We start from the raw sequence: 26488 nt of genomic DNA, 5'->3' as shown, positions 1-26488 counted from the left end.
ATCTGCTCTTTTTATTCTGAACGCGAAACGATACTCTCTTCAACCATCTTGTATTTGTACTTATAACGTTGGTTGACTAAGAAAATTCCAGCTACCATCACAAAGCTAACCAAGAGGTAGTTTAAGAGAGCACCGTGGTCCCCAATGATTGGTGGACGCCGTAAGAAGCCATAATCTCCTTTCGTCAAAAGGTTGACTAAGAAAATCAAGGCATTCATGCCAAAAGTGATCTTGAAAATTCTCAAGTTGTCTTGTTTTTCAGATTGATAATGATCCTGTAGGTAAATCAAACTATTAGCAAGCAAGGCCCAGTGACTAAAAATCAGATTGAGCACGGTGATATGGGGGAAGGGGAAGGGGTCAAAGGCCGGATAAACCAAGGCCGCAATGGATCCTAAAACTCCCAATAAGGCAAAGTATTGCTTGATATAGGTTCCTCTAGGTGCAAAGAGGATCGCAAGCATGGCCAAGCGACAATGATAAAATGGTAAATTATCCGTCAAAGGCATGTGGGCTAGAATATACCAAGCATTGATGGTCAAGACTTGAATCAATTGTGCCCAGTACCAAAAGCGTTGGTAGCTTTTGGACTGCGCATATTTGATGGAAAAGTAGCCAACCACCAACAAGGAAACTGGTAGGAAAAAATACCAGAGCCCAAACTCAGGCGGGGCTGATTTTTGGTTCGTAAACAATAAATCCCAAAGTGTCATTTTTATTTCCCTTTAATTTATAAATCGTTTTTAATCACAATACAAATCTCGTTTCCCATCATAAACCTCCCAAAGGAAATTCAATTGTTCTTCTGTATTGCGCTTGGTAGAAAGAGCAGGCATTTTCTCTCTCTCAAAAAATGCAAGATCGGAAATTTCCTGATTCTGTTGAAAACTTCCATCCAGCAATTCACATTCAAATACCAATTTCACATATTGGCGGCTTTGCAATTGGTAGCGATTGGTATCAAATACTGCCAACAAGCGATTGATACGTGCTAAATAGCCCGTTTCTTCTTGGATTTCCTTTAAAATATTTTCTTTAGGAGAATAGCCAACCTCACCAAAACCACCCGGCAAAGCCCAGGTCTCTTCTCCCTGACCTTTCACTAAACAAAGTTTGTCATCTTTGACAATCCAAGCCCTAACATCAATTAAGGGGGTGTCATAATAGTTTGTCGGTCGAAACAAATCCGATAATTCTTGTGAATTCAGATCAGTCGTTTCTCTCACAAGATCCTGTAAAATTTCACGAATATCCTGGTAGCGCTCTTGATCAAATGGATCTTTTGAGAAGGCTAAGCCTGTATTGGTGATTGAAATCAAGCGCTGAATGTCCTTCAGTACATTATTACTTACCATTCTCCAATTCCTCTACTAATTTGGCTAGATTCATGGAATTGCTTCCCTTGATAAGGATTTGGTCTTGCTCTTTCAAGCTTTCCTTGACTTGTTTGACCATGTCCTCAAACTGATCTTCCTCAGCTGTCTTCTTGAAATAATAGACATGTCCGAGTGGGAACATCTGACTCGCTAATTGAGCCAATCCCGCAATGTCTTGGCCGTAGAAAATAACCGTATCCAAGACATCTGGCGAGAGGCTGAGAATCATTTGGTTGTGTAGATCAATAGATTGCTCCCCTAGTTCTTTCATATCTGCCAGGACAGCTAATTTTCGACCATTTGGATTAGCAGGAATAGTCGAGAAAGTTTCTAAGATTAGGCGCATAGCCGTTGGATTGGCATTGTAGACATCGGATAGGATATCCGCTCCGTTACTGGCCTTCTTCCATTCTGTCCGGTTGCGCGTTAATTGCAAGGTTTCAAAACTATCACGAATCGCAGCCTCACTCACTCCTTCTTTCAAAGCAACATAAGCTGCGATCATAGCATTGGTCGCATTGTATTTTCCTGTTACCGGAAGATCAATCGCTTCTTCTAAGAAATTCGCTCGGAAAGTTAAGCTATCCTTTCGCTCGATTAACTCGGTAATAAAAATCTCCTCGTCTGGACCAAAGCGAACGACTGTTTGATTTTCAGGAAGGTAGGCATCGACGATCGGATCAGCTGGAACTACCAGAAGACCACCTTCTGGCATGCCATCCGCAATCTGGAGTTTTCCTTTTGCGATCTCACTTCGATCTTTAAAGAATTCCAAATGGGCTTCCCCAATCAAGGTGACAATAGCAGCTTTTGGATGCGCCAGTTCTGACAAGAGATGGATATCTCCTAGATGGTCTTGCCCCATTTCAAGGACCAGTTTGTCTGTCCCTTCTGGCATATGCAAAACCGTATAAGGAAGACCAATTTCGTTATTATAGTTTCCTTGTGTTTTATAGGTCAGGTAGGTGGTGGACAAAAGCTGTGCCAACATATCTTTTGTGGTGGTTTTACCATTTGACCCCGTTACTGCAAAAACATCTACTTTTGTCTTTTGAAGATAGGCTGCAGCTAGTGTTTGAAAAGCGCTCAGCACATCTTCCACCAAAATATAAGGGTGGCCTTCGATCACTTTCTCTGAAAAAGTGGCTACGGCTCCATTTTCAAAAGCAGTCTCAATAAAGTCATGACCATCACGCGCTCCCTTTAAAGGAACAAACAGGTCTCCAGGCCCAATCAAACGACTGTCAAATTCCGGCTTGACGAGGGCCACATCTTCAAATTGGCTGATATCATTTTTTGCATGTACTAGATGAGCAACTTCATGTAATGTGAGATTCATATCCAACTCCTCAGTTCTCCGTAGCGTCTTCAAAAATTTGGACGCTCCTATCAAATTCTTCTCATTATACCATATTCTAGACCACAAAAAAAGTGGCTGGGACAGAAGTCCTAGCCTCTTGATTGTTTTAGGATTGTCGAGCAAGACCAGTGGTTGAGTGGGCTCTACTACGCTGATTTCATCAGCTTTTACAGCCCTACTCAACTGTGCGGAGGTGGGACGACGAAATCGAATTCTAACGAATTACCGATTTCTGTCCCACTCTCTCTTTTCTTACAACAAATGCGCTTCGTGTTTTTGGAAGACTTCTTTTCCAAGCTCTACTAACTTGGTGATCAAATCTGTATAGTTGAGTCCCATATTGTCCCAAAGCAGAGGATACATAGACCATTGGGTAAATCCAGGCATAGTATTGAGTTCGTTTAAGAAGATCTCTCCTTTATCGGTATAGAAGAAATCACAACGCGCTAAACCTAGACCACCGATCGCACGAAAGGCTTTTTCTGCGTTGGTCCTCATGATTTTCACAACCTCAGGGTCCAATTGAGCCGGAATAGCCATGGTAATTTTATTGTCGATGTATTTGGCATCATAATCATAGAAGGCCACATCTTTCACAACTTCACCTGGCAAGGTGCTCTTCACATCATAGTTTCCAAGAAGTCCAACTTCGATCTCACGCGCATTGACTCCTTGTTCTACCAAGACACGGCTATCGTACTTGAAGGCCAATTCGAGAGCAGCCCGAAGCTCTGTTTGGTTTTCAGATTTTGAAATTCCTACGCTAGAACCCATATTGGATGGTTTGGTAAAGACAGGATAAGAGAGAGTGGCTTCAATTGCAGCAATTTTCTCATCAATGTCATCGCCTTCCACTACAGCTACATAAGGAACTTGTGGAATCCCTGCAGATTCCAAAACCCGTTTGGTGGTAATCTTGTCCATGGCCACACTAGAAGCCAGGATACCACAGCCGACATAAGGCATCTTCAAGACTTCTAAGAAGCCTTGAATGGAACCATCTTCTCCCATTGGTCCATGAAGAACTGGAAAGACTACTGCTCCTTCCTTGTAAATCGCAGATGGTGCCACTTTTTTAGACCAGTCCACTGTCTCATTGGTCATCAATTTCTCATCATCCGCTGGTTTCTCTTCAAAAGCTTGCGTCTGGATGAAGTCTCCTGACTGCGTAATAAAGTAGGTTTGAACCGAAAATGCTTGGTAATCAATCGCGCGCATCACGCTTTCTGCTGAAAGAACAGATACTTCACGTTCTGCACTACGTCCACCATACAACAGGATTAAGTCTTGTTTACTCATAGTTTCTCCCTAATTGTTCCCTTGATTTCTTACTTGATAGTATACCACAATGATAGCCCTTTCGAAAGAACTTCTCTTATAATTCTGTCCGATTTTCAATCGCGCGAAGCAAGGTCACTTCGTCCGCATACTCGATATCGGCTCCAACTGCCAGACCACGTGCCAAACGTGTCACTTTGATCCCTGCTGGCTTGAGCATGCGCGAGATATACATAGATGTTGCTTCCCCGTCTGCTGTCGCATTGGTCGCAACAATGACCTCTGTGACTGTTCCATCCATCAAGCGACTAATCAAACTCTTGAGATTGATATCATCGGGTCCCACGCCATTCATGGGCGAGATCAAGCCATGCAAGACATGGTAACGGCCATGGTATTCCTGGATATTTTCCATAGCAGATACATCCCGGCTATCTTCTACAACAAGTATGAGGGATGGATCCCGCGTTTCATCTCGACAAATCTCGCAGGTTTCTTCATCGGTTAAATTGCCACAAATACTGCAATACCCTAGCTCACGCTTGGCATTCAGTAAGTTTTTGGCAAATTCATTCACATCATCATCTGACATACCAATGGTGTAAAAAGCCAGACGAGTCGCTGTTTTGATCCCAATTCCTGGCAACTTCGAATAGCTGTCAATTAATTTTGCAATAGGTGCTGGATAAAGCATAGTTTCCTCTCTAATTCATGGGGTGTTTCTGATTGTATAAATTAATAATGTCGCGCGTAATGGAATGACTGACCGTCGCTTGTAGATTGGTATTATGTGGAAAAACCACTGCTACTGCAATCTTTGGATTGTTTGACGGTGCATAAGCCACCACATTGGTATTAATGGCTTGTTTGCCTCCATCGACTGTGGTTTCGGCCGTACCTGTCTTGGCACTAATGGAGACACTGGCACCTTGACCAACAGTTTTCCCTGTCGTCAACCCACTCGTACCATTCGCAACCTGATAGAACCCTTGCTTGATCAAGGCCATGTCCTCCGCTGAGATATGGACCTGATTGAGCTCCTTGGTTTCGATCGCTTTTTTCAACTGACCAAGGCCCCCTTGATCATTATTGTCATAGATGCCTTCGACGACATGAGGACTCACCCTCTTCCCATCATTTGCAACGGTTGCCGCATACTGGGCCAATTGCATCGGTGTATAGTTGTCAAACTGGCCAAAGGCATTGGTCAAATAATTGCCGACTGTGTAGTCTTTTGGAATAAAACCAGTCGATTCATTGGGAAGGTCAATCCCCGTTGATGTTCCAAGACCATACTCTGCAAAAGTAGAACGCAATTTTTTCATAGCAGGGTCCACCTGATCCACTTGTAAGGTCATATTGGGAGTGTAGGGTTGCCCCATCATCTTAAGAGCAATCTGGACCATGTAGGTATTAGAAGAATATTCCAAAGCTTCTACTGCATTGATGGAGCGACTGCCGTATTGGGTAAACCAAGAATTGATAGGAGCTGATCCTGCAAAAACAATGGGCTGATCGGTCAGTACCTGATTGCCGGAAATGGCACCATTTTCCCATCCTGAAGTCAAGGTTGCTCCTTTAACGACCGATCCTGGGACGAAAACATTGGTGACTGTTCCCAAAGCATCGGTTGATAAATCTTGACTACCAGCCTGGTGTTTGATCCCTGCCATGGCAAGGACTTTCCCTGTATCAGGCTCAAGGGCTACAGCATAGACACCTTCGGAGTAGGTCGCATTTCCAGCTTGCAACTCTGCGCTAAAGGCAGAGCGGAGAATATCTTCCACCCCTTTTTGGAAATCTAAGTCAATCGAGAGCTTGAGGTTTTCTCCCTTAGCTCCTTTTGAAATGTCTACCACTTTATCCATGTTGCCATTTTTATCCAGGAGAATTTCTTTTTCACTGCGTTTTCCTTGAAGGACGTTTTCGTATTCCTTTTCGAGATAAGATGTTCCAACCCGGTCATTGAGGGCATAACCTTTTTTGACATATTCCTCGACTTCTTCTGCTGGAAGTCCTGCCTGCTCAGTCGAAACCGTTCCGATGATAGAAGCTAAAGGAGTATCCAAAACCTTGCGGTCCCAGCTGGTCGTGATCGCAATTCCAGGAAGGTCCTGACTGTCAGCCGCGATGGTCGCAATCTGCTCAGCTCCTAGTGCTTGCGTCGAAATAATCCCCGTCGCAAAATTTTCCACAGCATTCATTTGGCTATAAAGATAGATAATCTTTTTCTCATCATCTGTGTAACCGAGTTTTGAAGGGTCAATGCTGTCCACTGCCGCTTGATAGATTTTAGCTTCTGGTAGACGATTGCCATCAGTATCAAATTTCTTTTTCTCAGGCAGGTGCTCTACGACCTCTTGGTAGACTTTGGTATTGGCTAGATAGTAATCCACTTCTTGCCGTTCGGTCACTTGAGGATTTTCTACATCGACATACTGCAAGAGTTTTCCAGCTGTCTCTCGCATTTCTTGGGCCGTCATTTTACGATCCCGCGTAAAGGTCAAGACTTGTTTTCCCACATTTTCCACCAAGGGCTTACCAGAAGCATCATAGATTTGCCCTCGCACACTCCCTTGTTTGACCGTCTTTTTGGTAGCTTTTGCCAATTTATCCGTATAGTAGGCTTGGTGAGAGATCTGCATATAGCCAAGTCGGGCAATCAGAACCAAAAAAAGAAGGCAAATCAAACTAAACAGCAGATAGAGTCTGCGTGTTATCGAATGATTCTCAAACTTCCGTATTTTCTTCTTCATGAAATGTTCTATCCTTCTTTTCTAATCAACACTTACCTTCCATTTTACTATTTTTCCAAGAGTATCTCAAGAAAAGGAAGGGACCTTTCCTGGAATTTTATGAAGAAAAAAGATTGGACCTGCTCGCCCAATCTTGAAATTAACACAAACTTTTTTACATGTACAACCTTATGTGAGGTGGTTGAAAAAATATTGATTTTTAATTTTTAAGCTTATTCAAGCATATGTCGAAACTTTCCGCCGTGAGAAAAGTTCCTGAAACACAATTGTTTCAGGAACTCGGGAGTTTTGAAACTTTAGGTTCAAAACTAAGTCATGGAACTTCGTAGAAGTTCGCTGACGTCCGTACTCACCTAAGGAAAGTTTTTAAGACTATTTTGTCTTCAATTTGAGATTGGACATGCTCGCCCAATCTTTTTTTCTAATAAGTCACAACATTGATTTTTCCTTTGTCATACTCAGCAATGAAAATATCCAAAACGTTGTCATAGCCTTCTTTTTCCAATTCAGCTAGCAACCACTCTTCACTTTTCCCAATTGTTTCCAAAATTTCAAGCTGAACCACACCATCCATAATGATTGGGTATTTAGGATTCTCATCCCCCGCACGGACAACGATCAATTGACCATTTTGTTCAATAACAGCGCGCTTCACATCTTTTAATTGAAAAATCCCTTGTCCACGTAGTTTCAAAGCAACATCTGAAGCAGAAAGTCCTTTGGAACGACACGCTTCCGGATCCAGTTTCCCATTTTTAATGATGACAGTTGGTTTTCCATCAATCAAGTGCTTCATAAAACGAACATTGGTATTGAGCCATTTTAAGAGCAAGATCAAAATAGTCCACATTAAGAGAATCACAATGTATTGAAGAATGGTAATGGAGCTATTGTAGATGACCCCACCAATAATGCCCCCAAGAACAAAGTTCTGTATCTGGTCTACTGCAGAATTTGGTGCTAAGTTTCCTTTCCCGGTCACATTGATGACAAATACCAAGGAAATCAAGCCCAAAGCTAATTTAATCAAGATGTTTAAAAAATTTACTATCATTTGTTCACCTCCACAAGTTCCACGTCTGTTTTATACAGATCCATCTTTTCTAATAGGTAGCTATCTGGGTCAGATCCTGCGATAGCTCGGTAATAAACCTCTCCAACCTTCAGGATCGCCCCATCTGTGGCTGCTGAAGTATTGACATAGACGTCTTCTTTTTTGACATCCAACTCCTTTGAGATGACCTCAATAAAATGCAGAGAACGTTGAAATTGGTCATTATTACTTTGGCTATTTTGGAAACTGCTGATGCCGATCAAGACCACTGCAACCAGAGTCAAAATCGAGATAATGGATAATTCACGGAATTTGCTATCGTGCTTAACCCGATAGGCTTTCACCGCAAAAAAACCAGTCAGTAGAATGAGCAAACCAGAGATCCCAATGGTCACCCAGTTTTGCTGGCTGATCTGACCCAACACATAGTTATAAGAGTAAAATTTCATAAAGAACTCCCTTTCCCCAAATGAATTCAATCTATTATAATAGATTTCACAAGAGCTTTCAAGGCATTGTGATCAGAAAATTATTAAAATTTTGTTATAATAAAACTATCAATTATGTCAAGAAAAGGAAACACAATGAAACTCATTTCATGGAATATCGACTCGCTTAATGCTGCATTGACCAGCGATTCAGCACGTGCTAAACTCTCTCAAGAAGTCCTTCAAACCTTGGTCGCTGAGGATGCAGATATCATTGCCATTCAAGAAACCAAGTTATCCGCCAAAGGACCTACTAAAAAACACCTCGAAATTCTTGAGGAACTCTTTCCGCAATATGAAAACACCTGGCGTTCTTCTCAAGAGCCGGCTCGTAAAGGCTACGCTGGGACTATGTTCCTCTACAAAAAAGAGCTCTCCCCTATTGTGACTTTCCCAGAGATCGGTGCTCCTTCGACCATGGACTTGGAAGGCCGGATCATTACTCTGGAATTTGATGGCTTCTTTGTAACACAAGTCTATACTCCTAATGCCGGTGATGGCCTCAAACGCCTAGCAGAACGCCAAGTATGGGATGTCAAATATGCTGAATATTTGGCTGACTTAGACAAAGAAAAACCTGTCCTTGCTACTGGAGACTACAACGTGGCCCACAAGGAAATCGACCTTGCCAACCCTGCCAGCAACCGTCGTTCACCAGGTTTCACAGACGAAGAACGTGCAGGCTTTACCAACCTTTTAGCAGCAGGCTTTACAGATACCTTCCGCCACCTCCACGGAGATGTACCGGAGCGTTACACTTGGTGGGCACAACGCAGCAAGACTTCAAAAATCAACAATACAGGCTGGAGAATCGACTATTGGTTAACCTCAAACCGCATTGCAGATAAGGTTACTAAATCAGACATGATTGACTCAGGCGCACGCCAAGACCACACACCGATTGTCTTGGAAATTGAATTATAAGGATTTTCTTTATGAACTACAATGCAGTAATTCCCGAGTTTATGGTTTCGAATATAGAACAGTCCCGTTCCTTCTACTGTGATTTGCTCGGTTTCACCATCGAATACGAGCGCCCAGAAGAAAAATTTCTCTTCCTGTCTCTTGAAGATTGCCAGCTCATGCTAGAGGAGGGGACAGTTGAAGAATTAGCTGAACTAACCTACCCATTTGGCCAAGGAATTAACATCTCCTTTGGTATAGAGGATGTCCCTAGGCTCTATCAGAAATTGTTAGAAGCCAACTATCCTATTCATCGCCCATTAATTAAAAGAAAATTTCGTGTTGACGACCATTATATCTATCCTCATGAATTTGCAGTTTTAGATCCAGATGGCTATTTTTTAAGATTTAGTGAATAAGAAAATAGATCACTAGAGTAGAAAAAGAAACAAAAAAAGAAAGAGACTAATCACATTGATTAGTCTCTTTTAGTTTTTTAAGGATTATTTCCCCGGAGTATTCGGATCTAGGCCCCAAGATTGCTCGAGAACAGGTCTTAAGGATTTAATCATATCTTCTGAACCTTGGATTATGATTGTGTATACTTTATCTCCTTTTTGGAATACCCATACGTATAAAGTACTCCCATCTTTAACTGTTACTTTTATTAAGAAAGCGTCCCCACCGGCAAATATAGCTTTTACACCTTCTATACTAGTTCGATTTTTGTGTTTTCCGAATGAGCTATATAAACGGTTCGCAAGTAACTCTGCGTCAAAGGTTTCGTTGGGGCCAAGTTTAACAGTATCTTTAGTGTTTGAATCCATTATTAACGCATTGTTTTTGTCTGGTGATAAATATTCGAGCGCTTTGCTACTTCGAGTAGTGCGTACGACCCAATCTTTAGGGATATTGATATAACCAAATTTTTCATTTCCGATACGTTGAGTATCTGCAAGGGATATTTCTTTTGCCCCAGAAGAAGACCCAGGAGTTGTTGTTTGAGTTGTTGTCGTTGGTGCATCCGTAGTTTCTTTAGTGACTTCAGTTGTTGGTGCTGCTGTAGTTTCGTTTGTTTTCTTTTCTCTATTTCCGCATGCTGCTAGTATAAATGCAGATAGGAGCGTCATAGAACCTAATAAGATTTTGTTTTTCACAATGCTTAACCTCCTTAAGTGGTTGACTTACAAATATTTTATCATTTTTTAGAGTTTATTTAAATAGGAAACGTTTTCGCTAAAAAGCATAGGGTACAACAAAAGAGAATTTCTTGTTGGCGACCATTATATCTATCCTCATGAATTTGCAGTTTTAGATCCAGATGGCTATTTTTTAAGATTTAGTGAATAGAATGATGATCACCCGTCTATAGTTAAGAGGCTGGGCCAAAAGTCCTAGCCTCTTAACTGTTTTTGGATTGCCGAGCAAGATGCAGTGGTTGATCTATCTTTCATCTAAAAGAACGAGATGGACTAACATTCGATACCTAAAAAACCGGAACCCTCACATGAAGGTTCCGACTTTTTTTATCCTCATTGATGGAACAATGATTGATTTATTTTTTCTTTTCGATGTGATCTTTGAGATCTTCTTGAGCTTTTTTATTGGATTCTGCTTTTTTCTTCAACCATTCTTCTTTGGCCTTGTTAAAGTCTTTTGTTGTGACAACATCTTTGGACATTTCAAGGTATTTGTAGAAGGTTCCTGTTCCTTTTGTACCAACCCATGAAGCAGCACGGCTGTATGGTACGGTCCGTTGAAGCATTGGAGCACCACCATTTGAAACAGTTGGAAGCGTAATCGAGCTATCTGTCAACCATGCTTGCGCTGCTGCATATTTTTCATAGCGTTTTGCTTGATCCAACAATTCAGCATCGGCGTCTTTCAACATGTTAGCGTATTGATCCAACCCAACTGTTGCAATGGCTGGGTTGTTTGAACCTGCATCAATACCAAGATAGTAGAAGACAGAACCATTTACTGGGCTGATACTTTCGAGGTAAGTCGATGGGTCTTGGTAGTCAGGAGCCCAACCACCGCCTGAGATGTCGTAATCTCTCGCAGCTGCTGTATCGCTGAAGTAGGTGATATTTTGGAAATCATCATCCGATACCTTTTGAAGGTCCACAACGACATTGTCTGCACCAAGCGCTGACTCTACAGATTGTTTGAAGGAGCTAGCTTGTTGGACCATGCTGTTGTCCACTTGGCTGACAATGTAGTCCAAATGAATTGGGAATTGAACGCCTTGTTTTTGCAATTCAGCTTTGGCTTTCGCAAATGAAGCCTTGGCTTTTTCTGGGTTGTAAAGGCTAGTTTGACCATCGTCCAGGCTCACACCCTTCCATTGATCCCCATAGGTAACCAATTGTTTTTCAACGACCTTACCAAAATCTTCTCCATTGACTTGGACATAAGTTGGTGGCACCAAGGTACTACGAAGGGTATTTTCAGCCGCATCAGATCCAGATACTTGTGCCGCATATGATTTGCGGTCGAAACCAAAGTTCACCGCTTGACGGAAGTCCTTGTTCAGAATTGCTTTCTTGGTAGAAGCTTTTTGTTCATCCGTTGTTTTGGCAGTGTGGTCATACTTTTGACGGTCCAAGTTGAATCCAAGATAGTAGGATGTTCCTAATTGCAAACCATAGACAATGTTGTCGCCAAAGTTTTTCTTAACGCTCTTATACGTCGAACTGTTTGGCATAACAGATGCAAAGGAATATTGACCTTTTTCAAAGTTTTTAATGATAGAATCTGGGTTTGATCCATCGTTAAAGGTCAATTTGACATGATCGATATGAACATTTTTCGCATCGTAATAGTCTTTGTTCTTGACCAATTCAATCTCAGATTTCGAAGTCAAAGATTTCAAGTAATATGGACCATTGTATAAGATGCTGCTAGGTTTCAACGAACCAAAATCTTTTCCTTGAGATTTCAAGAAATCCGCATTAACTGGGAAAAGAACACCTGAGGTTGTTTTTGAGTTCCAGAAGCTTTCTGGACGAACCAAAGTATATTGGATGGTGTGGTCATCTAAGGCTTTGACTCCAACTGTGTTAAAGTCTTTGGTTTCCCCTTTTACGTAGGCATCCAAACCTTTGATCGAATTTTGAATCAAGAAGAGACCTTCTGATTTAGACTCAACCGCGTGTTTGATCCCTGTAACAAAGTCTTGAGCCGTTACAGCACCATATTCTTCTCCTTCACTCGTATACCATTTGGCATCCTTACGAAGTTTGTAAGTATAGGTTAATCCATCTTCAGAGACAGTCCAATCTTCTGCTAGACTTGGCACAAAGTTTCCGTATCGGTCGTTTTCAAGAAGACCATCTACAAGGTTACTTGTGACATCTGAAGTTGTTGTACGAGTTGCAGCGATGTAATCCAAGGTATTTGGATCTGCTGAATAGACGAATGAGTAGGTTGCTTGATTGCTACTACCACCGCCACACGCTGCTAAGAAAAAGGCACCTGCAACAGAAACTCCTGCAAGAGCTAACAGTTTTTTTGCTTTCATCACTATCTCCTTATGTTAGATTTTCTACCATTATACACTATTTCTTAAAAAAAACCAAATTTATTTTAAAAAAGTTCGTTTTTTCTGAATGAATATAATAAGATATAAAGAAAAAGCATCTTGAAATCGACCTCAAAGAAGCCGGATAGGGGAGTCTAGGCACCTACCACCAGATCCAACAAAGATATCACCTTTCAATCCTTTTAATAAATATACGTTTCATCACAAAAAAGAACCTCTGCACTTTCGAGCAGAGGAACTGATTCCTAATCAAAATGATAGAGTTGTGGGTACTGGTCACATTCAGGATTTTTAGGATGGCAGATAGCCCGCCCAAAATAAATCATGGCTTGATGGGCAGCTAGCCATTCGCTCTTTGGCAGAACATCCATGACCCGCTTTTCAACTTCCAATGGCGTCGCTGATTTCTTGACAATATCATGGTGCTTGCAGATCCGCTCCACATGGGTATCGACAGCAAAAGCTGGAATCCCAAAGCCTACACTCATGACCACATTGGCTGTCTTGCGTCCTACTCCTGCTAGACTTTCTAACTCTTCACGAGTCTGAGGCACTTGACCATCAAAGTTATCTAGCAATTGCTGGGCACATTTTTTGAGAAATTTGGCCTTATTTCGATAGAGGCCTAATTTAGAAATATGCTTGGCGATATCAGCTTCACTGGCTGCTGCCATGGCTTGTGGGGTTGGAAAAGCCGCAAACAAACCTGGTGTCGCTTTATTAACAGCCGCATCAGTCGTCTGAGCAGAGAGCATGACTGCCACTAATAATTCAAAATGATTACGAAAATCCAGACTCGGTTTAGCATCTGGAAAGAGGGCGATAATTTCTTCAATCACATGACGTGCCCGTTTCTTTGATAAAACCATATTCTCTCCTTTACATTACTAGTCTTTATTATAGCATGAAAGTTCCCTATTTCTGGAAGAATCGGCTTCAAAAAAAGAAGAGGGACAAAATGAATTGTAAAAAAACTCATCCAATCCCACTTCTATCTATTGTTTATTTTACACCAATCTCTTCAAGAAAGTAATCAGGGTTTGAGCAGAGCGTTCACCAGCCTCTACGATAAATTCATCAAAAGAGATATTAGCTGCGTGATCTGCCGTATCACTCATAGCTCGAATGACCATAAAAGGACGCCCAGCTGCATGAGCGGCTTGGGCAATAGCTGCCCCTTCCATCTCAACTGCTAATACTTCTGGGAAATGCTCCCGAATTGTTGCGACTTTTTCTTCACTCGCGATAAAGCTATCTCCTGTTGTAATCAAGCCCACATGTGTGGTTGCAGCTTCTTCTTCCAGAACTTTTTTCATCTCTGAAACAAAATAGCGACTGGATTCAAAGTAAAGTGGTTGACCTGCCATTTGACCATACTTGTAGCCAAAGGCTGTCACATCCACATCATGATAAGCCAATTTGTCTGCAAGTACGATATCCCCAACAGCCATTCCCGGTGCAACCGCACCTGCAGAACCTGTATTGATAATGGCTTCCACTTTGAAATCATTGGCCAAGACTGCTACACTCATAGCAGACATGACTTTTCCGATACCACTTTCCACCAAAACGACCTCATGGCGACCAATCGATCCTGTATAGTAGACTTTTCCAAGACGCAGATGCTTTTCCCCATTTTCAAGGGCTTCAACCAAGATTTTTAACTCCTGGGGCATGGCTGCGATAATTCCAATTTTCATGTCGTTTCTCTCCTTGTGACGACCCTATAGACGCCAAATAGCAATGATCAAGGCAATGAGGAGCACAATGATCCAGAACAAAATCTTATTGAGTTTGGATTGGACCACACTTTGTTTACGTTCTTCAATGCGACGACTCTTGGTCACTGTGGGCTCCACTTGGATCTGCACAGTATCCTGAGAATAACGCTCTTGTGGACGCTCCATACGGCTTTCTCTCATCGGACGTTCATAGCCAAATCCTCTGTGGTCTGTCCGAATAATTTTCGTCTCTTCAGCATCGACCATATTAGGACCAGTGATGTCCTCACCTCGCCTTGCTCGTTCAATCATTTCATCGGTTAATAAAGGTTTTCCCATCGGATCCTCCTCTATTTATTGATTAAGTCCCAATATTGGATCGCCATGATGGTCTTGGCATCACAGATTTCGCCAGTTTGGATCAAATCTTTCGCTTCCTTCAAGGTCACTTCTAATAACTCTAAGGTCTCATCCGCATCTTGTGGACGTGGATTTTCCACCTTTTTCAAGTTGGTCGCACCATAAAGTTTGATCCGCTCATTACAAAATCCAATGGCTGAATAAAAATCATACAACAACTCTAGATCCGCTGTGTAGCCAATTTCTTCTTCCAATTCGCGCAGAGCAGCCGCTTTAGGGTCTGCATTTTCTCCCTTTTCTAACTTCCCTGCTGGAATCTCCACCGAAGTCCTTTCAATCGCCTTGCGGTACTGCTTGACCAAGATCGTTTTCCCATCTTCTGTGATCGGCAAAACCGCTACTGCTCCGTTATGGAAGATTAAATCACGCTGCGCTTGGCCTTTTCCAGCTGGTAGTTCTACTTGATCAGTGACCACTTGGAAAATCGGCCCCTGATAAATCTCCTTGCGCTCAATGGTTTTTTCTTCAAATTGCATGAGAATCTCCTATTTATTTTTAGGATGGTGTGGCAAGCGAAGGGCATACTCTTCTTTATTCACTTGACGGCCACGACCAATCGCAATCGCATCAGCTGGTACATCCTTGGTAATGGTTGATCCAGCACCGACTAAGGAATTGTCGCCTAATTCAACTGGCGCAATAATCGTCGAATTGGATCCGACAAAGACATTGTTTCCAATCGTCGTTTTAAACTTATGTTGGCCATCATAATTCACTGTGATGGTTCCTGCACCAAAGTTGACGTTGCTACCAACTTCACAGTTGCCAATATAGGTCAAATGACCAGCTTTGGTATTTTCGCCAATAGACGAACCTTTGACTTCGACAAAATTTCCAATATGGACATCTTTGGCGAGGCTAGATCCTGGACGAATGTGGGCGTAAGGTCCCACTGTCACGCCATCAGCTACCGTGCTCTCTTCAATCATGGAGTTGGTAATAACGGCACCTGCCCCAATTTCACTATCCACAATATAGGTTCCATTGGTTAAGACTGTTTCAGCCCCAACTTTTGTGTGCCCTTTTAGGGTAACATTGGCTTCGATTTGCACTTCTGATGCGATCTCAACATCGACATCGATATAGGCCGCATCTGGATTTACAAAGCTCACCCCATTGACCATGTGGGCTTGGTTAATGCGACGACGCATGATGCCTTCTGCTGTTGCAAGTGCCACGCGGTCATTGACCCCGAGACTTTCATCAAAATCTTTGAGCGTATAGGCCCCGACTTTTTCACCAGCCTCACGGAAAATGCCGATGACATCCGTGATATAGTATTCACCTTGGGCATTGTTAGTATTGATATTTTTCAAAGCTTCAAAGAGACGCGCATTGTCAAAGACATAAGTCCCTGTATTGATTTCTTTAATTTGTTTTTCAAAATCTGTCGCATCTTTTTGCTCAACAATTCGAAGCACTTCCGCATTGTCATTACGAACAATCCGACCATAGCCAAATGGATTGACTGCTTCGGCTGTCAAAATCGTTGCTACATTCTTGTGGTTGATATGAAAGTCGATCAAGTGTTTGAGGCTTTCACCCGTAATCAAAGGAGTATCTCCTGCAATGACGAGGGTGTGCCCTTCAAGACCTTCCAAGACTGGCTCCGCCATCATAACTGCATGACCAGTTCCCAATTGTTCGGTTTGTTTAACAAATTCTGTTTGTCCAGCTAGGACTTGCTCCACCAATTCTGCCTTGTGGCCCACAACCGTTACCGTCTTCTCAGGTGAGATGGCTCCAACACTACGGAAAACATGTTCCAACATAGAGATCCCAGCAACCTTGTGAAGAACCTTAGGCAGATCTGATTTCATACGGGTACCTTTCCCCGCTGCTAAAATAATGGCATAATTTGGCATAACATTTCTCTTTTCTGTACAATATCGCTTACATTATACCATTTTTTAGCCCTTTTGGAAAATAAGACCCAAACCAAAAAACTCTCCTAGAAGGAGAGTCAGATTAAGATCAAATCTTCGTTGAGACTTTCCTTGGGTGAGTACGGACATCAGCGAACTTCTTCGAAGTTCCATGATTTAGTTTTGAACCTAAAGTTTCAAAACTCCCGAGCGCTTGAAACTTTTAGGTTTCAAGCGCTTTTCTCACAGCGGAAAGTCTCAAAAAATCTTTTAATAGTTCTAAGAACTGGGCAGTATTTTTAGCTTGACACAATCACTAGGTATTTTTTAATAGAAAACAGTTATTCTCTTTTCTGATTTTCTAAAAGAAAAGAGTGTTCTATAATGGATAAACCTTGCGAAATTCTTCTAAAACCACCTTGCTGTCAGGTGTAAAAGTCAGTCCCGCTTCTCCTAAGCAGTCTTTGAAAAAGTCTTCATGAACCTGACGCCAATAAGCTAGAGATTTGTCTCCTTCACCTTCCTTATAGGCATGATCGACTGACACTTGATGAAAAGGCTGAACGGAAACCTTCGTGACTTCGACAATGCAGACAGCCTGATCTTGACTGTCTAAAATGACATCAAAGGTCCCTTCTTGTGGAAGGGGTTCGTCCTCTACTGCGTAGAGGTCATAAGCTGAGGCGGTTGCTGTTTTTTCGCCTTTAAAGACCAGTTCCGCTAAAAGGTCTGGGTCCACTCCAAAGGCCCAGGCATCTATCTCATCTCCAATAGAGGGATTGATTTGCTTGTAGGCATTCCACATTTCTTGAGGTGTCATAGGTTCTCCTTTTTTTCTTTTACCTTCCAATTTCTATAGCTTGTCAGTTCTAATTCTGGAAATCCTCCTAACTCTGCCTTAACTTTTAATACTAAGGGTGAGGTATTTTCTTCGGTCATCTGCTCGATAGGAAGCCAGATTGCATTTGCTGAATCATTGCTCCCATCATTTACCTCTTGAGGAAGAGATTTTTGAGAGCTCTCGAAATCGAGTACGATATCATAAAAGGCCATGATATGATGCACTGCGAAGTCTTTCCCTTCTTCTTGAACCATCACATCGTAAATTCTAGGATTTGAAAAACTGCTAAGCGTATAGCCTGTCTCTTCAAGAACTTCTCGCTTTAGGGTTTCTGTCAGTCCTTCCCCTACTTCCTGGCTACCACCCGGTAGATCAAAACGATGCTGATAAGGGCCTCTTGTTTTTTCAATGCAGAGCAGTTTCCCGTCTTTAAAACAGACTCCGTAGACACCAAAGTGATTTTTGATTTCCATCAAATCCTCCTACTTTCATTCAAAGCTCAGTCGATAGTGAAATCAGTATAGCTATTCTTTTTGCAACACCATCTCTTATTGACCCTAATCATTTCTTCTCTATTGATTTAATACTTTTTCAATATCAATTTTAGTAATTTTCCTAGATACCAATAATCCTGCAAAAACTGAAGTGAGTATCCCTATTAATACCGGGAACAACAATCTACTAAGTTCAATATCTAGTGGTAATCCACTCAAAAAGATGATCAAATAAGAAATAGCAATTCCTATCACCAATCCCGCGCTTGTACCTCGTACTCCCATCATAAAGCTTTCAAATAAATATATTCTTTTTATCTGTCGATCAGATGCACCGATGATTTTAAAAGTTGCGATCTGTTTATGATTCTCCTGAATGGTAATGGCTAGAATATTGATGATATTAATAATCGCTACAATAGAGATAAGAACTATGATTAATAGGATAAATAGATCGATGTAGGAAAACCATCTGGATAGCATATTGATAACATCCTGTTGTGTCGCTACAACAACATCTAATCCTGTTCCTGATAAAGATTGTTTTAAATTTTCATTTTTTAAAACAGTCTTTTCGATCTTGTTTGCTACTTCATTTAAATCGGTTCCATTTTTTACAGTAGCATTCAGATAGTAATACTTATTTGATGAAACGCTACTACTTTTTACATTGATTGCCATCATTTGATTTATTTCTGTTGGCAAGGTAGAAAATAACTGCGCTACTTGCTTGTCTATAATGCCAGAAATTACAAACTTTACATTATGATTATCAATCTTAATAGTCACCGTATCTCCGACATTCATTGATGTAGCCTTGTGTACGGAATCTCCGATTAATATTTCATTGTCCTTCTCTGGGAACTTTCCTTCAGCAATTCTAATATTCAGGTTTTTTAAATACTTTTCTTCTAGACAATGGATAGTATTGGAAACCGATGTCTTACCATTTTGGAATTTGATATCATCCGTAAATAATAGTTTTACACCAGTAACATTTTTTACTTCATCTATTTTTTTTACTCGATCAATATCTTCATTAGAAAATAAAGGCAAAGCTTTATAATTCAGAGAATTTTCTTTATTACCAAAGGCAACAGTAACAACATTTTTATTTGCTACAGTCATTTCTTTAATCATTTTATTATAGAAAGAATTAGAAATGAGCATCACTAAAACAATTAGCAAAACAGAGATCGCTATTGACAGTCTAACTAATCTATATCTTCGTTTGTTAACTTCTAAATCTCTTCTAGCAATGAATAATATGGAATGATTCATTTTATCATCTCCTTACGTACTCAATTTTGCCATCAACAACTGTGCAAATAGACTGCATACTATTGGCCACCTTATCACTATGAGTTACTGTTATAATCGTGATACCTAACTCCTCATTGATCCGCTTCAACAATTCTATTATATTTTGTTCGTTAGCAGCATCTAAATTACCAGTAGGTTCATCCGCTATCAATATTTCTGGATTGTTAATAAGAGCTCTTGCCAAAGCAACTCTTTGTTTTTCACCTCCACTAATCTTATCAATACTCTTGCTTAACATTTCCTTTGAAAGACCTAAAGTGTTACAAATTTCGTTAATGTTATTCTCTCCATTTTCAAAAAAATATCTTGGAAGTAGAATATTCTCTTTCACCGTGAAACCTGAAATCAAATTAAAGTTTTGGAAGACACAGCCAATATTCCTACGCCTTACCTTACTCAAATTTTTCATATCTAAAATGGAACTACCACAGACTAAGATATCCCCCTCATTTAAACTGGTAATCCCTAATATTAATTTAACAAGAGTAGTTTTTCCTAATCCAGAACGGCCAACTATTGCAGTCGTGCTACCTTTTTTAAATTCAAAATTACAATTTTTGAAAATGTATCTGACATTCGATCCATCACTAAAACATTTAGTAACATTCACTAATTTAATCATGATTTCACCTTCATTCCACAATAACTTAGCAAATCAATTGTACTATTCGTTTCTTCTAAAACAATCTCTTAAGGTTTCAGGTAGAGCCCATTCAAAAAGTTCTTCTGAACTTACCCTCAGTTATCTTCATAATTGTTATTATCCCTGTGTTTTTAAGGAAAAAACAATTACATTTCTTAGCAAGATTTTAACTCCTGCTTTTTCATTTCCCTACTTCAAACTCCAGCCACCATCAATGGTCAGGATTTGCCCTTGCATGGCAGACGCCTTCCCGTTAGCCAAAAAGAGACTGACTTCTGCCACTTCCTCTGGCTCAATCCAGCGCTTGATGGGTGTCTCACTGGCTACCCAGTCAGCCAATCCACCTGGTTCAAAGTCCGCTGCGGTCATACCTGTTTTGACGGCTCCTGGTGCGATGCCAAAGACCTGAATTCCAGCTTCTGCATAATCCAGGGCCAACTGCTTGGTAAAGCCCGCTAGGGCATGCTTGGAGGAGGTATAAGCGTGACCGCCGCCTCCCGCTAAGCTAGAAGCAATGGAGCACATATTGATGATGATACCTTGCTTCTTCTCCAACATTTGAGTCAGATAATACCGTGTCAGCTCCACCGGAGTCACATAGTTGATCTCAAAGATCTCCTGAATCTCCTGAGCGCTTTGCTCCAGAAGCGGTTTGTAATCATCCAAAACTCCGGCTGTATTGCACAAAACCTCTACCTCAGGACACCAGTCAAAAATCGGCGTCAAATCAAGAGTTAAGTCCCTCTGTAAGAAGTGAAAATCACCTGCTAACTGGGGATCCGCTCCCTGGTCCACTCCATAGACCTGGTAGCCCTTTTCTAGAAAGAGTCGAGCTTGAGCTAAACCAATCCCGGAACTCACACCTGTAATCAAGACCCTTTTAGTCATGGACTTCCACCCAATCTGTCGCTAAGACATCACAAGGAGTTGGACTCCACATGGAGAAACCTTCACCTTCACCAGACACATTGATGAGGAAATAAGGGGTCACTTCCAGAGCCACCCCATTTTGCTCAATGGTATCAAAGAGTTGGACGTAGTTTTCTGCTCCACCCCATCCTGTTCGCACATATTTTTTCTTAGCCTTTAAGCCTGGTAAAATCTCTTCAAATGTCATTTTTTTCTCCTTTGTTATCTAGTTAACTTTCTCCCTTTATTATACCAAAAAAAGAGCTTTCTCTATGTAAAAAGCCAGAGTTCTTCTACTCTAGCTTTCATCTTTTATTGATTTTCTTCTGAATGGCGATACCCATAACCGAAATAAATTCCGACCCCGATCAGGAGAGCAACTCCGAAGGCCAGCCAGGTCGATAGGGAATACTGGGTCATAAAGGACAGGCAGACCACAATCGATAGGATTGGCAAAACTGGAACTAAGGGTGTTTTAAATTCCCCAGGTCCAGGGGCCCCGTGTTCCTTACGCAATTTCAAGAGGGCAAGGGCCAACATAACCAGGTAAGCCAAGGTACAGATGTTTAAAAAGGAAGCGATACTTGCAAGTGGAAAGACTCCACCAGCAATGGCAGCCATCGATCCAGCTACTAGTGTTGCATTTTTGGGAATTCTAGTTTTGGAATCGAGTTGTTTCATAGCTTTTGGCAAAAGACCATCCCGCGCCAAACTGTAAATCATCCGTGAAAGGGCAAAGGTCATCGAAATGCAGACGGTAATCAGGGTCAAAATAGCCACTAAGGATACATAATTTCCAGCCCAACCAGCTCCGACCTGACGAAGGGCAAAGGCAACCGCGTCTTCTACATTTAAGTTCTTAAAAGGAACCATACCAGTCAAAACCAGGGTGACCAAGATATAAAGAACAGTTGTGATCAAAAGACTGAGGACAATCCCACGAGGGACGTTCTTTTGTGGTTCCTTGATTTCGTCGACCGCCATTGAAATGGACTCAAAACCAAGAAAGGCAAAGAACATGAGCGAAGCTCCAGACATAATCCCTGTTTGACCACCATAGATTTCGCCAAATCCATAAGGGGCAAAGTTTGCCCAGTTGCCAGGATTTATGTGAAAAATCCCAACAAGAATAAACAAGGCAAGAGCTGAAAACTTGAGTAAGACCAGCAAGGAATTAAAACGTAAGACCGCTTTTGCATTCATAAGGACTAAGGCAGTGACGAGGACCATGACCAAAATAGGCAAGAGATCCACATAAGTTCCCTTAGCTGGATCAAAAGTCCCGTTTAAAGCCGTCGGCAGGCTCCAGCCAAGATTGGCCAACAAACCCTTGAAATAAGCAGCCCAACCTGAAGCCACCCCTGATACGGCTGTCATAAATTCCATCACGGTCAACCAACCTGCAATCCAGGCGGGAAACTCTCCAAAGATAGCATAGAGGTAACTATAGGCTCCACCGGTTGAAGGGATGCGAGACGCAAACTCTGCAAAGAAGAGGGCAGATAAGCCGACGCAAAAAGCCGCAATCACAATCGAAATGATCAAGGCTGGACCAGCTAAATTCGCTGCTGCAGTTCCCGTAATCGTGAAGATCCCTGTCCCCACCATGGCACCAATTCCTAAAATAATCAAATCCCATAAACGTAAATGGCGATTTAGACCGGGGTGTACTTGCCCAAGTCCCTTTTTTCGAAATAAATTCATATCTATTCTCCCATCTAATGAGTTTATTCTATCATACTTGGACAAGAAAGAGAGTGAGACAGAAATCGGTCATTCGTTAGAATTCGATTTCGTCGTCCCACCTCCGCACAGTTGAGTAGGGCATCTTTGGAACTTGAAAAGCGAACAACTACTTAGGAAACTTGCTTAGCAAGTCCTATCTACCACCTCAAAGCAGTGCTTTGAGTACTCAACCACTGCGTCCTACTCAACAATCCAAAAATCAATTGAGAGGCTAGGACTTTTGTCCCAGCCCCCCTTTTCTTTCTATTTATCACTTTCCGTCCTATTCTTTTTCAAAGCACGAATCGTAAACCAATAATAAATAACCAACCCAAAGACGATGATCACTGTGGGCAGAAGAACCGTCATACCAAGATTCTGAACTCCTTGTGCCAAGGTCCAGCGATGTAAGAATCTAACCACTAAAAAGGCGACGATAGGAAAGATGAAAGCTCGTCCAAACTCTTCTTTCCATTGCCAAAGAATGAGAGCTCCGCTAGCCCCTGTCATGAGAAGAGCATCCCAAGGACTAGGGACCGCTAACCAAGCAATAGCTGGCAAGAAGCGAACTCCCACAATTTCACTGACAAAATAGAATCCTAGAACTAGAACAAAGACTACATAAATTTCTTTTTTCGCTTTTTCCTCCGCAAAAATGAGACGACGAAGGAGATAGAAGATGATCCCAACAGTTAGGAGTCCCAAAATGATGTCGGTTAAATAGACTAGCGGCTTGAGCACAAGGACCGCTTGGGAAGCAAAATCACTTAAGAGGCGATAAAAAATCACAATACCTGAAAAGATAGCCCCATATTTTAGAACAGAGCGAGTCGATTCTTTGGGCATATTTTCGATGATTTGGTCTGCCATTCCCTTCGGATCAAGGCCAAAATAATCCTTTGCCGTGAGGCCATCTCCGCTTGCTTGTGAAAAATCTACCGCTAAATTATAGACCTGCTCTCTTAAGGCTTTCTCCTCATATAAGAAACCTGCAAGATTGAAATAATCCCAGAGATCTTGGAAATAAGCTTGGTCCTCTTGGCTAAAGGTTTGCATCAAGGCCTGCGTTTCTTCAAAATACATTGCTGATTTCATGCTTCTCCCTCCTTCTTGATACGTTCTACTTTTGTGACTAGCTCCTGCCACTGGTCCCAAAATTCCTCTAAGCGCTCTCTTCCAGCATCACTGAGTGAAAAATACTTGCGATCGGGACCATCTGGAGACGGCCTCATTTCCCCATGAATAATTCCTTGTTTTTCTAATTTTTGAAGCAGGGGATAAATGGTCCCGGCGACAATCTTATCAAATCCCATCTCTTTGAGACTTTGGATCAATTCATAGCCATAGATAGCCTTTTTGGAAATAATCTCCAGCACACAGCCCTCTAAGACTCCCTTTAGTAATTGGGACTCTTTCATCCTTCTCACCTCTTTCTTCACATTTTTCACTAATTTGTTTTACATACTAGTCTGTTCACTATCAGTATACTCTTTCTTTACTAGTATGTAAAGCATAATAGTAATTTTTTAAAAAAATTTTTATTCCTTAAAAATCCCTTAAAATCAAGGGTTCTACTGTATAACTGTGTGTAAATATGCAAAAAAAGTTCAAAAAACACTTTATTTTGTAGATTGATTGGAGTATAATAATTTAAATTATTCAAAAGGAGACACGAATATGAAAAAATCGAAGCTTGCTCTTTTAGCAGGTGTCGCCGCGGCTTCAACGCTTTTCCTTGCTGCATGTGGCTCATCTTCTAATGCGTCAAAAGGGACAACCTACAACTACGTGTATAGTTCTGACCCTGATACCTTGAACTATTTGACTTCAAACCGTGCAACTACAAGCGACATTACTACCAACTTGGTCGATGGTTTGTTTGAAAACGACCAATACGGTAACCTAGTGCCTGCTCTTGCTGAAGACTGGTCTGTTTCAAAAGACGGTCTGACTTATACTTACAAGCTTCGAAAAGATGCGAAGTGGTATGATTCAGAAGGAAATGAATACGCTGACGTCACTGCAAAAGATTTCGTGACATCTCTAAAATACGTAGCAGATAAAAAATCAGATGCTCTTTACTTGGTTCAAAACTCAGTCAAAGGCTTGGATGACTATGTAAACGGGAAAACCAAAGACTTCTCAACCGTTGGGGTAAAAGCTGTTGATGATCACACTCTTCAATACACTTTGAACCAACCAGAATCTTTCTGGAATTCTAAATTAACGACTGCTACTATGATGCCAGTTAATGCAAAATTCTTGGAATCAGCTGGGAAAGACTTTGGTAGCGTGAAACCAAATGGTATCCTCTACAATGGTCCATACATTTTGAAATCATTCACTTCAAAATCACAAATCGAATTGGATAAAAACCCTGATTACTACGACAAGAAAAATGTTCACATCGATACGGTTAAATTGACTTACTTCGATGGATCAGACCAAGACTATCTTGCTCGTAACTTCTCAGACGGTAACTTAACTTCTGCTCGTCTCTTCCCAACAAGCTCAACTTACAGCACAATTCAGAAGAAATTCAAGGATAACATCGTTTATTCTCAACAAGATTCTACTGTCTACTACGCTTACTTCAACGTCAACCGTCAAAACTACGGTCATACGAAGAAGACTTCTGACGAACAAAAGAACAGCACCAAGACAGCTCTTCAAAACAAAAACTTCCGTCAAGCCTTGAACTTCGCTTTGGATAGAACTTCATACAGTGCACAAGCTAATGGTAAAGAGGGAGCATCAAGAACTCTTCGTACACTTCTAGTTCCACCTACATTTGTGCAAGCCAACGGAAAAGACTTCGGTACGCTCGTTGAAGAAAAACTTGCCGCAACAGGAGATGAGTGGAAAGGTGTGAGCTTTGCTGATGCTCAAGACAGCTTGCATAATGCGGACAAAGCCAAAGCGGAACTTGCAAAAGCAAAATCTGAATTGCAATCACAAGGTGTTCAATTCCCAATCCATATCGACTATGTTGTAGACCAATCTTCTAATGCTCTTGTCCAACAAGCAGACTCTATGAAGAGCTCAATCGAAGCGGCCCTTGGTAAAGACAATGTCGTGATCGATGTACAAAAATTGTCTACAGACGATGCAGATAACGCTACTTACTTTGCCCAATCACCAGAGCAAAAAGACTTTGATATGGATATCACTGGTTGGGGACCTGACTTCCAAGACCCATCTACTTACTTGAATATCTTGAACCCAACAGATGGTTCAACCTTGACTGGTATGGGACTTGATCCTAAGAAAGACCAAGCGCTCATCGAGAAAATTGGTTTGAACCAATACAAAGAATTGCTAGATGCTGCCAATGCTGAAAAATTGGATATCAATGCACGTTATGAAAAATACGCTGATGCCCAAGCTTGGTTGACTGAAAACGCAATTGTTCTTCCAATTTACTCTAAGGGTGGAGTTCCATCTATCACGAAGGTAACACCATTCTCTGCACCAAATTCTGCTATTGGTATTAAAGGTGAATCAACCTTCTTCAAATACCAAAAACTTCAAGATAAGACAGTTACAACTGCCGAACATGAAAAAGCTTATAAGAATTGGTTGAAAGAAAAAGAAGAATCAAACAAAAAAGCGCAAGAAGAACTTGCAAAACACGTAAAATAATCGTGATAGAAAACACCGGGGATTTGATCCTCGGTGTTTTTGGTTAAGGATAAAACTATCTTTGAAACTTTCCTTAGGTGAGTACGGACGTTAGCGAACTTCTCCGAAGTTCCATAACTTAGTTTTGAACCTAAAGTTTCAAAACT

27 protein-coding genes and 1 pseudogene are annotated in these 26488 nt (G+C 41.4%); 4 read left to right on the top strand and 24 right to left on the bottom strand.

The features are described 5' to 3' along the window. Positions 1-11 precede the first annotated feature (11 nt). The 8 genes from HMPREF2926_RS03600 to HMPREF2926_RS03565 all read right to left on the bottom strand — a co-directional run bounded on the left by HMPREF2926_RS03600 (position 12) and on the right by HMPREF2926_RS03565 (position 8273). Entirely contained in the window at positions 12-713 is a 702-nt protein-coding gene (locus tag HMPREF2926_RS03600; protein ID WP_070586505.1) for a YwaF family protein, read from the bottom strand. Positions 714-743: 30 nt separating this feature from the next. Then, positions 744-1355 carry an NUDIX hydrolase gene (locus tag HMPREF2926_RS03595; protein ID WP_070586503.1) on the bottom strand — a complete coding sequence of 204 codons (612 nt, stop codon included), beginning with the start codon at positions 1353-1355 and terminating at the stop codon, positions 744-746. After that, positions 1345-2715: a UDP-N-acetylmuramoyl-tripeptide--D-alanyl-D-alanine ligase gene (gene murF / locus HMPREF2926_RS03590; protein WP_070586500.1), complete on the bottom strand. Its 1371-nt coding sequence runs from the start codon at positions 2713-2715 to the stop codon at positions 1345-1347. Before murF ends, HMPREF2926_RS03595 begins: the two co-directional genes overlap by 11 nt. Positions 2716-2988: 273 nt before the next feature. Further along, positions 2989-4035: a D-alanine--D-alanine ligase gene (locus HMPREF2926_RS03585; RefSeq protein ID WP_070586498.1), complete on the bottom strand. Its 1047-nt coding sequence runs from the start codon at positions 4033-4035 to the stop codon at positions 2989-2991. A gap of 76 nt (positions 4036-4111) precedes the next feature. Further along, complete coding sequence (recR, locus tag HMPREF2926_RS03580; RefSeq protein WP_070586496.1) at positions 4112-4708, bottom strand: recombination mediator RecR; 597 nt, start codon at positions 4706-4708, stop codon at positions 4112-4114. A 10-nt stretch (positions 4709-4718) separates the two neighbouring features. After that, a complete protein-coding gene (gene pbp2b, locus HMPREF2926_RS03575) occupies positions 4719-6770 on the bottom strand; it encodes a penicillin-binding protein PBP2B (RefSeq protein ID WP_070586494.1) in 2052 nt (683 codons plus the stop codon). A gap of 421 nt (positions 6771-7191) precedes the next feature. Continuing rightward, positions 7192-7824, bottom strand: a complete 633-nt coding sequence (locus tag HMPREF2926_RS03570; protein WP_003006271.1) for a DUF421 domain-containing protein — start codon at positions 7822-7824, stop codon at positions 7192-7194. Further along, complete coding sequence (locus HMPREF2926_RS03565; RefSeq protein ID WP_070586492.1) at positions 7821-8273, bottom strand: DUF3290 family protein; 453 nt, start codon at positions 8271-8273, stop codon at positions 7821-7823. The genes HMPREF2926_RS03570 and HMPREF2926_RS03565 overlap by 4 nt, the downstream gene beginning before the upstream one ends. A 135-nt stretch (positions 8274-8408) precedes the next feature. Here HMPREF2926_RS03565 and HMPREF2926_RS03560 point away from each other — a divergent pair, with 135 nt between their 5' ends. Both HMPREF2926_RS03560 and HMPREF2926_RS03555 read left to right on the top strand, forming a co-directional pair. Beyond that, positions 8409-9236, top strand: coding sequence for an exodeoxyribonuclease III (locus HMPREF2926_RS03560; RefSeq protein WP_045759219.1), 828 nt, complete (start codon positions 8409-8411; stop codon positions 9234-9236). A gap of 11 nt (positions 9237-9247) precedes the next feature. Continuing rightward, positions 9248-9634 carry a bleomycin resistance protein gene (locus HMPREF2926_RS03555; RefSeq protein WP_070586491.1) on the top strand — a complete coding sequence of 129 codons (387 nt, stop codon included), beginning with the start codon at positions 9248-9250 and terminating at the stop codon, positions 9632-9634. 84 nt (positions 9635-9718) lie between these two features. Here the strand turns inward: HMPREF2926_RS03555 and HMPREF2926_RS03550 are convergent, their stop codons facing one another. Next, the gene (locus HMPREF2926_RS03550; protein WP_049491623.1) at positions 9719-10372 is read right to left on the bottom strand and encodes a hypothetical protein; all 654 of its coding nucleotides are present in this window, start codon (positions 10370-10372) and stop codon (positions 9719-9721) included. Between the two features lie 100 nt (positions 10373-10472). Here HMPREF2926_RS03550 and HMPREF2926_RS10590 point away from each other — a divergent pair. After that, positions 10473-10565, top strand: a pseudogene (locus tag HMPREF2926_RS10590) (VOC family protein); the annotation flags it as partial. 205 nt (positions 10566-10770) lie between these two features. Here HMPREF2926_RS10590 and HMPREF2926_RS03545 read toward each other — a convergent pair. From HMPREF2926_RS03545 to HMPREF2926_RS03475, 15 genes are all read right to left on the bottom strand, one after another. Continuing rightward, a complete protein-coding gene (locus tag HMPREF2926_RS03545) occupies positions 10771-12738 on the bottom strand; it encodes a peptide ABC transporter substrate-binding protein (RefSeq protein WP_070586489.1) in 1968 nt (655 codons plus the stop codon). Positions 12739-13004: 266 nt separating this feature from the next. Then, positions 13005-13628: an endonuclease III gene (nth, locus tag HMPREF2926_RS03540; protein ID WP_003006251.1), complete on the bottom strand. Its 624-nt coding sequence runs from the start codon at positions 13626-13628 to the stop codon at positions 13005-13007. A 138-nt stretch (positions 13629-13766) separates the two neighbouring features. Beyond that, a complete protein-coding gene (locus HMPREF2926_RS03535; RefSeq protein WP_070586486.1) occupies positions 13767-14459 on the bottom strand; it encodes a 5'-methylthioadenosine/adenosylhomocysteine nucleosidase in 693 nt (230 codons plus the stop codon). A gap of 24 nt (positions 14460-14483) precedes the next feature. Beyond that, complete coding sequence (macP, locus tag HMPREF2926_RS03530) at positions 14484-14819, bottom strand: cell wall synthase accessory phosphoprotein MacP (protein ID WP_024055894.1); 336 nt, start codon at positions 14817-14819, stop codon at positions 14484-14486. A gap of 11 nt (positions 14820-14830) precedes the next feature. Next, complete coding sequence (locus HMPREF2926_RS03525) at positions 14831-15376, bottom strand: NUDIX hydrolase (protein ID WP_003006238.1); 546 nt, start codon at positions 15374-15376, stop codon at positions 14831-14833. 9 nt (positions 15377-15385) lie between these two features. After that, on the bottom strand, positions 15386-16765 hold the full coding sequence (glmU, locus tag HMPREF2926_RS03520) for a bifunctional UDP-N-acetylglucosamine diphosphorylase/glucosamine-1-phosphate N-acetyltransferase GlmU (RefSeq protein WP_070586484.1): 1380 nt from the start codon (positions 16763-16765) through the stop codon (positions 15386-15388). Positions 16766-17144: 379 nt separating this feature from the next. Next, positions 17145-17585 (bottom strand): ASCH domain-containing protein, encoded by a 441-nt coding sequence (locus HMPREF2926_RS03515; protein ID WP_070586482.1) that lies wholly within the window; start codon positions 17583-17585, stop codon positions 17145-17147. Next, on the bottom strand, positions 17582-18079 hold the full coding sequence (locus tag HMPREF2926_RS03510) for an NUDIX hydrolase (RefSeq protein WP_070586480.1): 498 nt from the start codon (positions 18077-18079) through the stop codon (positions 17582-17584). The genes HMPREF2926_RS03515 and HMPREF2926_RS03510 overlap by 4 nt, the downstream gene beginning before the upstream one ends. Positions 18080-18178: 99 nt before the next feature. Further along, positions 18179-19381: an ABC transporter permease gene (locus tag HMPREF2926_RS03505; protein ID WP_070586478.1), complete on the bottom strand. Its 1203-nt coding sequence runs from the start codon at positions 19379-19381 to the stop codon at positions 18179-18181. A 4-nt stretch (positions 19382-19385) separates the two neighbouring features. Next, complete coding sequence (locus tag HMPREF2926_RS03500; protein WP_049486387.1) at positions 19386-20045, bottom strand: ABC transporter ATP-binding protein; 660 nt, start codon at positions 20043-20045, stop codon at positions 19386-19388. 210 nt (positions 20046-20255) lie between these two features. Then, positions 20256-20954: a 3-oxoacyl-ACP reductase gene (locus HMPREF2926_RS03495; protein ID WP_070586476.1), complete on the bottom strand. Its 699-nt coding sequence runs from the start codon at positions 20952-20954 to the stop codon at positions 20256-20258. Further along, positions 20947-21183: a DUF2829 domain-containing protein gene (locus HMPREF2926_RS03490; RefSeq protein ID WP_000141913.1), complete on the bottom strand. Its 237-nt coding sequence runs from the start codon at positions 21181-21183 to the stop codon at positions 20947-20949. Before HMPREF2926_RS03490 ends, HMPREF2926_RS03495 begins: the two co-directional genes overlap by 8 nt. A 104-nt stretch (positions 21184-21287) precedes the next feature. Then, positions 21288-22679 carry an APC family permease gene (locus HMPREF2926_RS03485; protein ID WP_070586474.1) on the bottom strand — a complete coding sequence of 464 codons (1392 nt, stop codon included), beginning with the start codon at positions 22677-22679 and terminating at the stop codon, positions 21288-21290. 285 nt (positions 22680-22964) lie between these two features. After that, the gene (locus tag HMPREF2926_RS03480; protein ID WP_070586472.1) at positions 22965-23795 is read right to left on the bottom strand and encodes a hypothetical protein; all 831 of its coding nucleotides are present in this window, start codon (positions 23793-23795) and stop codon (positions 22965-22967) included. Beyond that, positions 23792-24118 (bottom strand): PadR family transcriptional regulator, encoded by a 327-nt coding sequence (locus tag HMPREF2926_RS03475; protein ID WP_070586469.1) that lies wholly within the window; start codon positions 24116-24118, stop codon positions 23792-23794. Before HMPREF2926_RS03475 ends, HMPREF2926_RS03480 begins: the two co-directional genes overlap by 4 nt. A gap of 259 nt (positions 24119-24377) precedes the next feature. Between HMPREF2926_RS03475 and HMPREF2926_RS03470 the strand changes: the two genes are divergently transcribed. Next, the gene (locus HMPREF2926_RS03470) at positions 24378-26342 is read left to right on the top strand and encodes a peptide ABC transporter substrate-binding protein (protein WP_070586467.1); all 1965 of its coding nucleotides are present in this window, start codon (positions 24378-24380) and stop codon (positions 26340-26342) included. Positions 26343-26488: the final 146 nt, after the last annotated feature.

This window comes from Streptococcus sp. HMSC078D09 (genome assembly GCF_001813675.1).
Taxonomy (GTDB): domain Bacteria; phylum Bacillota; class Bacilli; order Lactobacillales; family Streptococcaceae; genus Streptococcus.
Note: the sequence above shows the minus strand (reverse complement) of the source record. Positions and strands in the feature narration are given on the sequence as shown.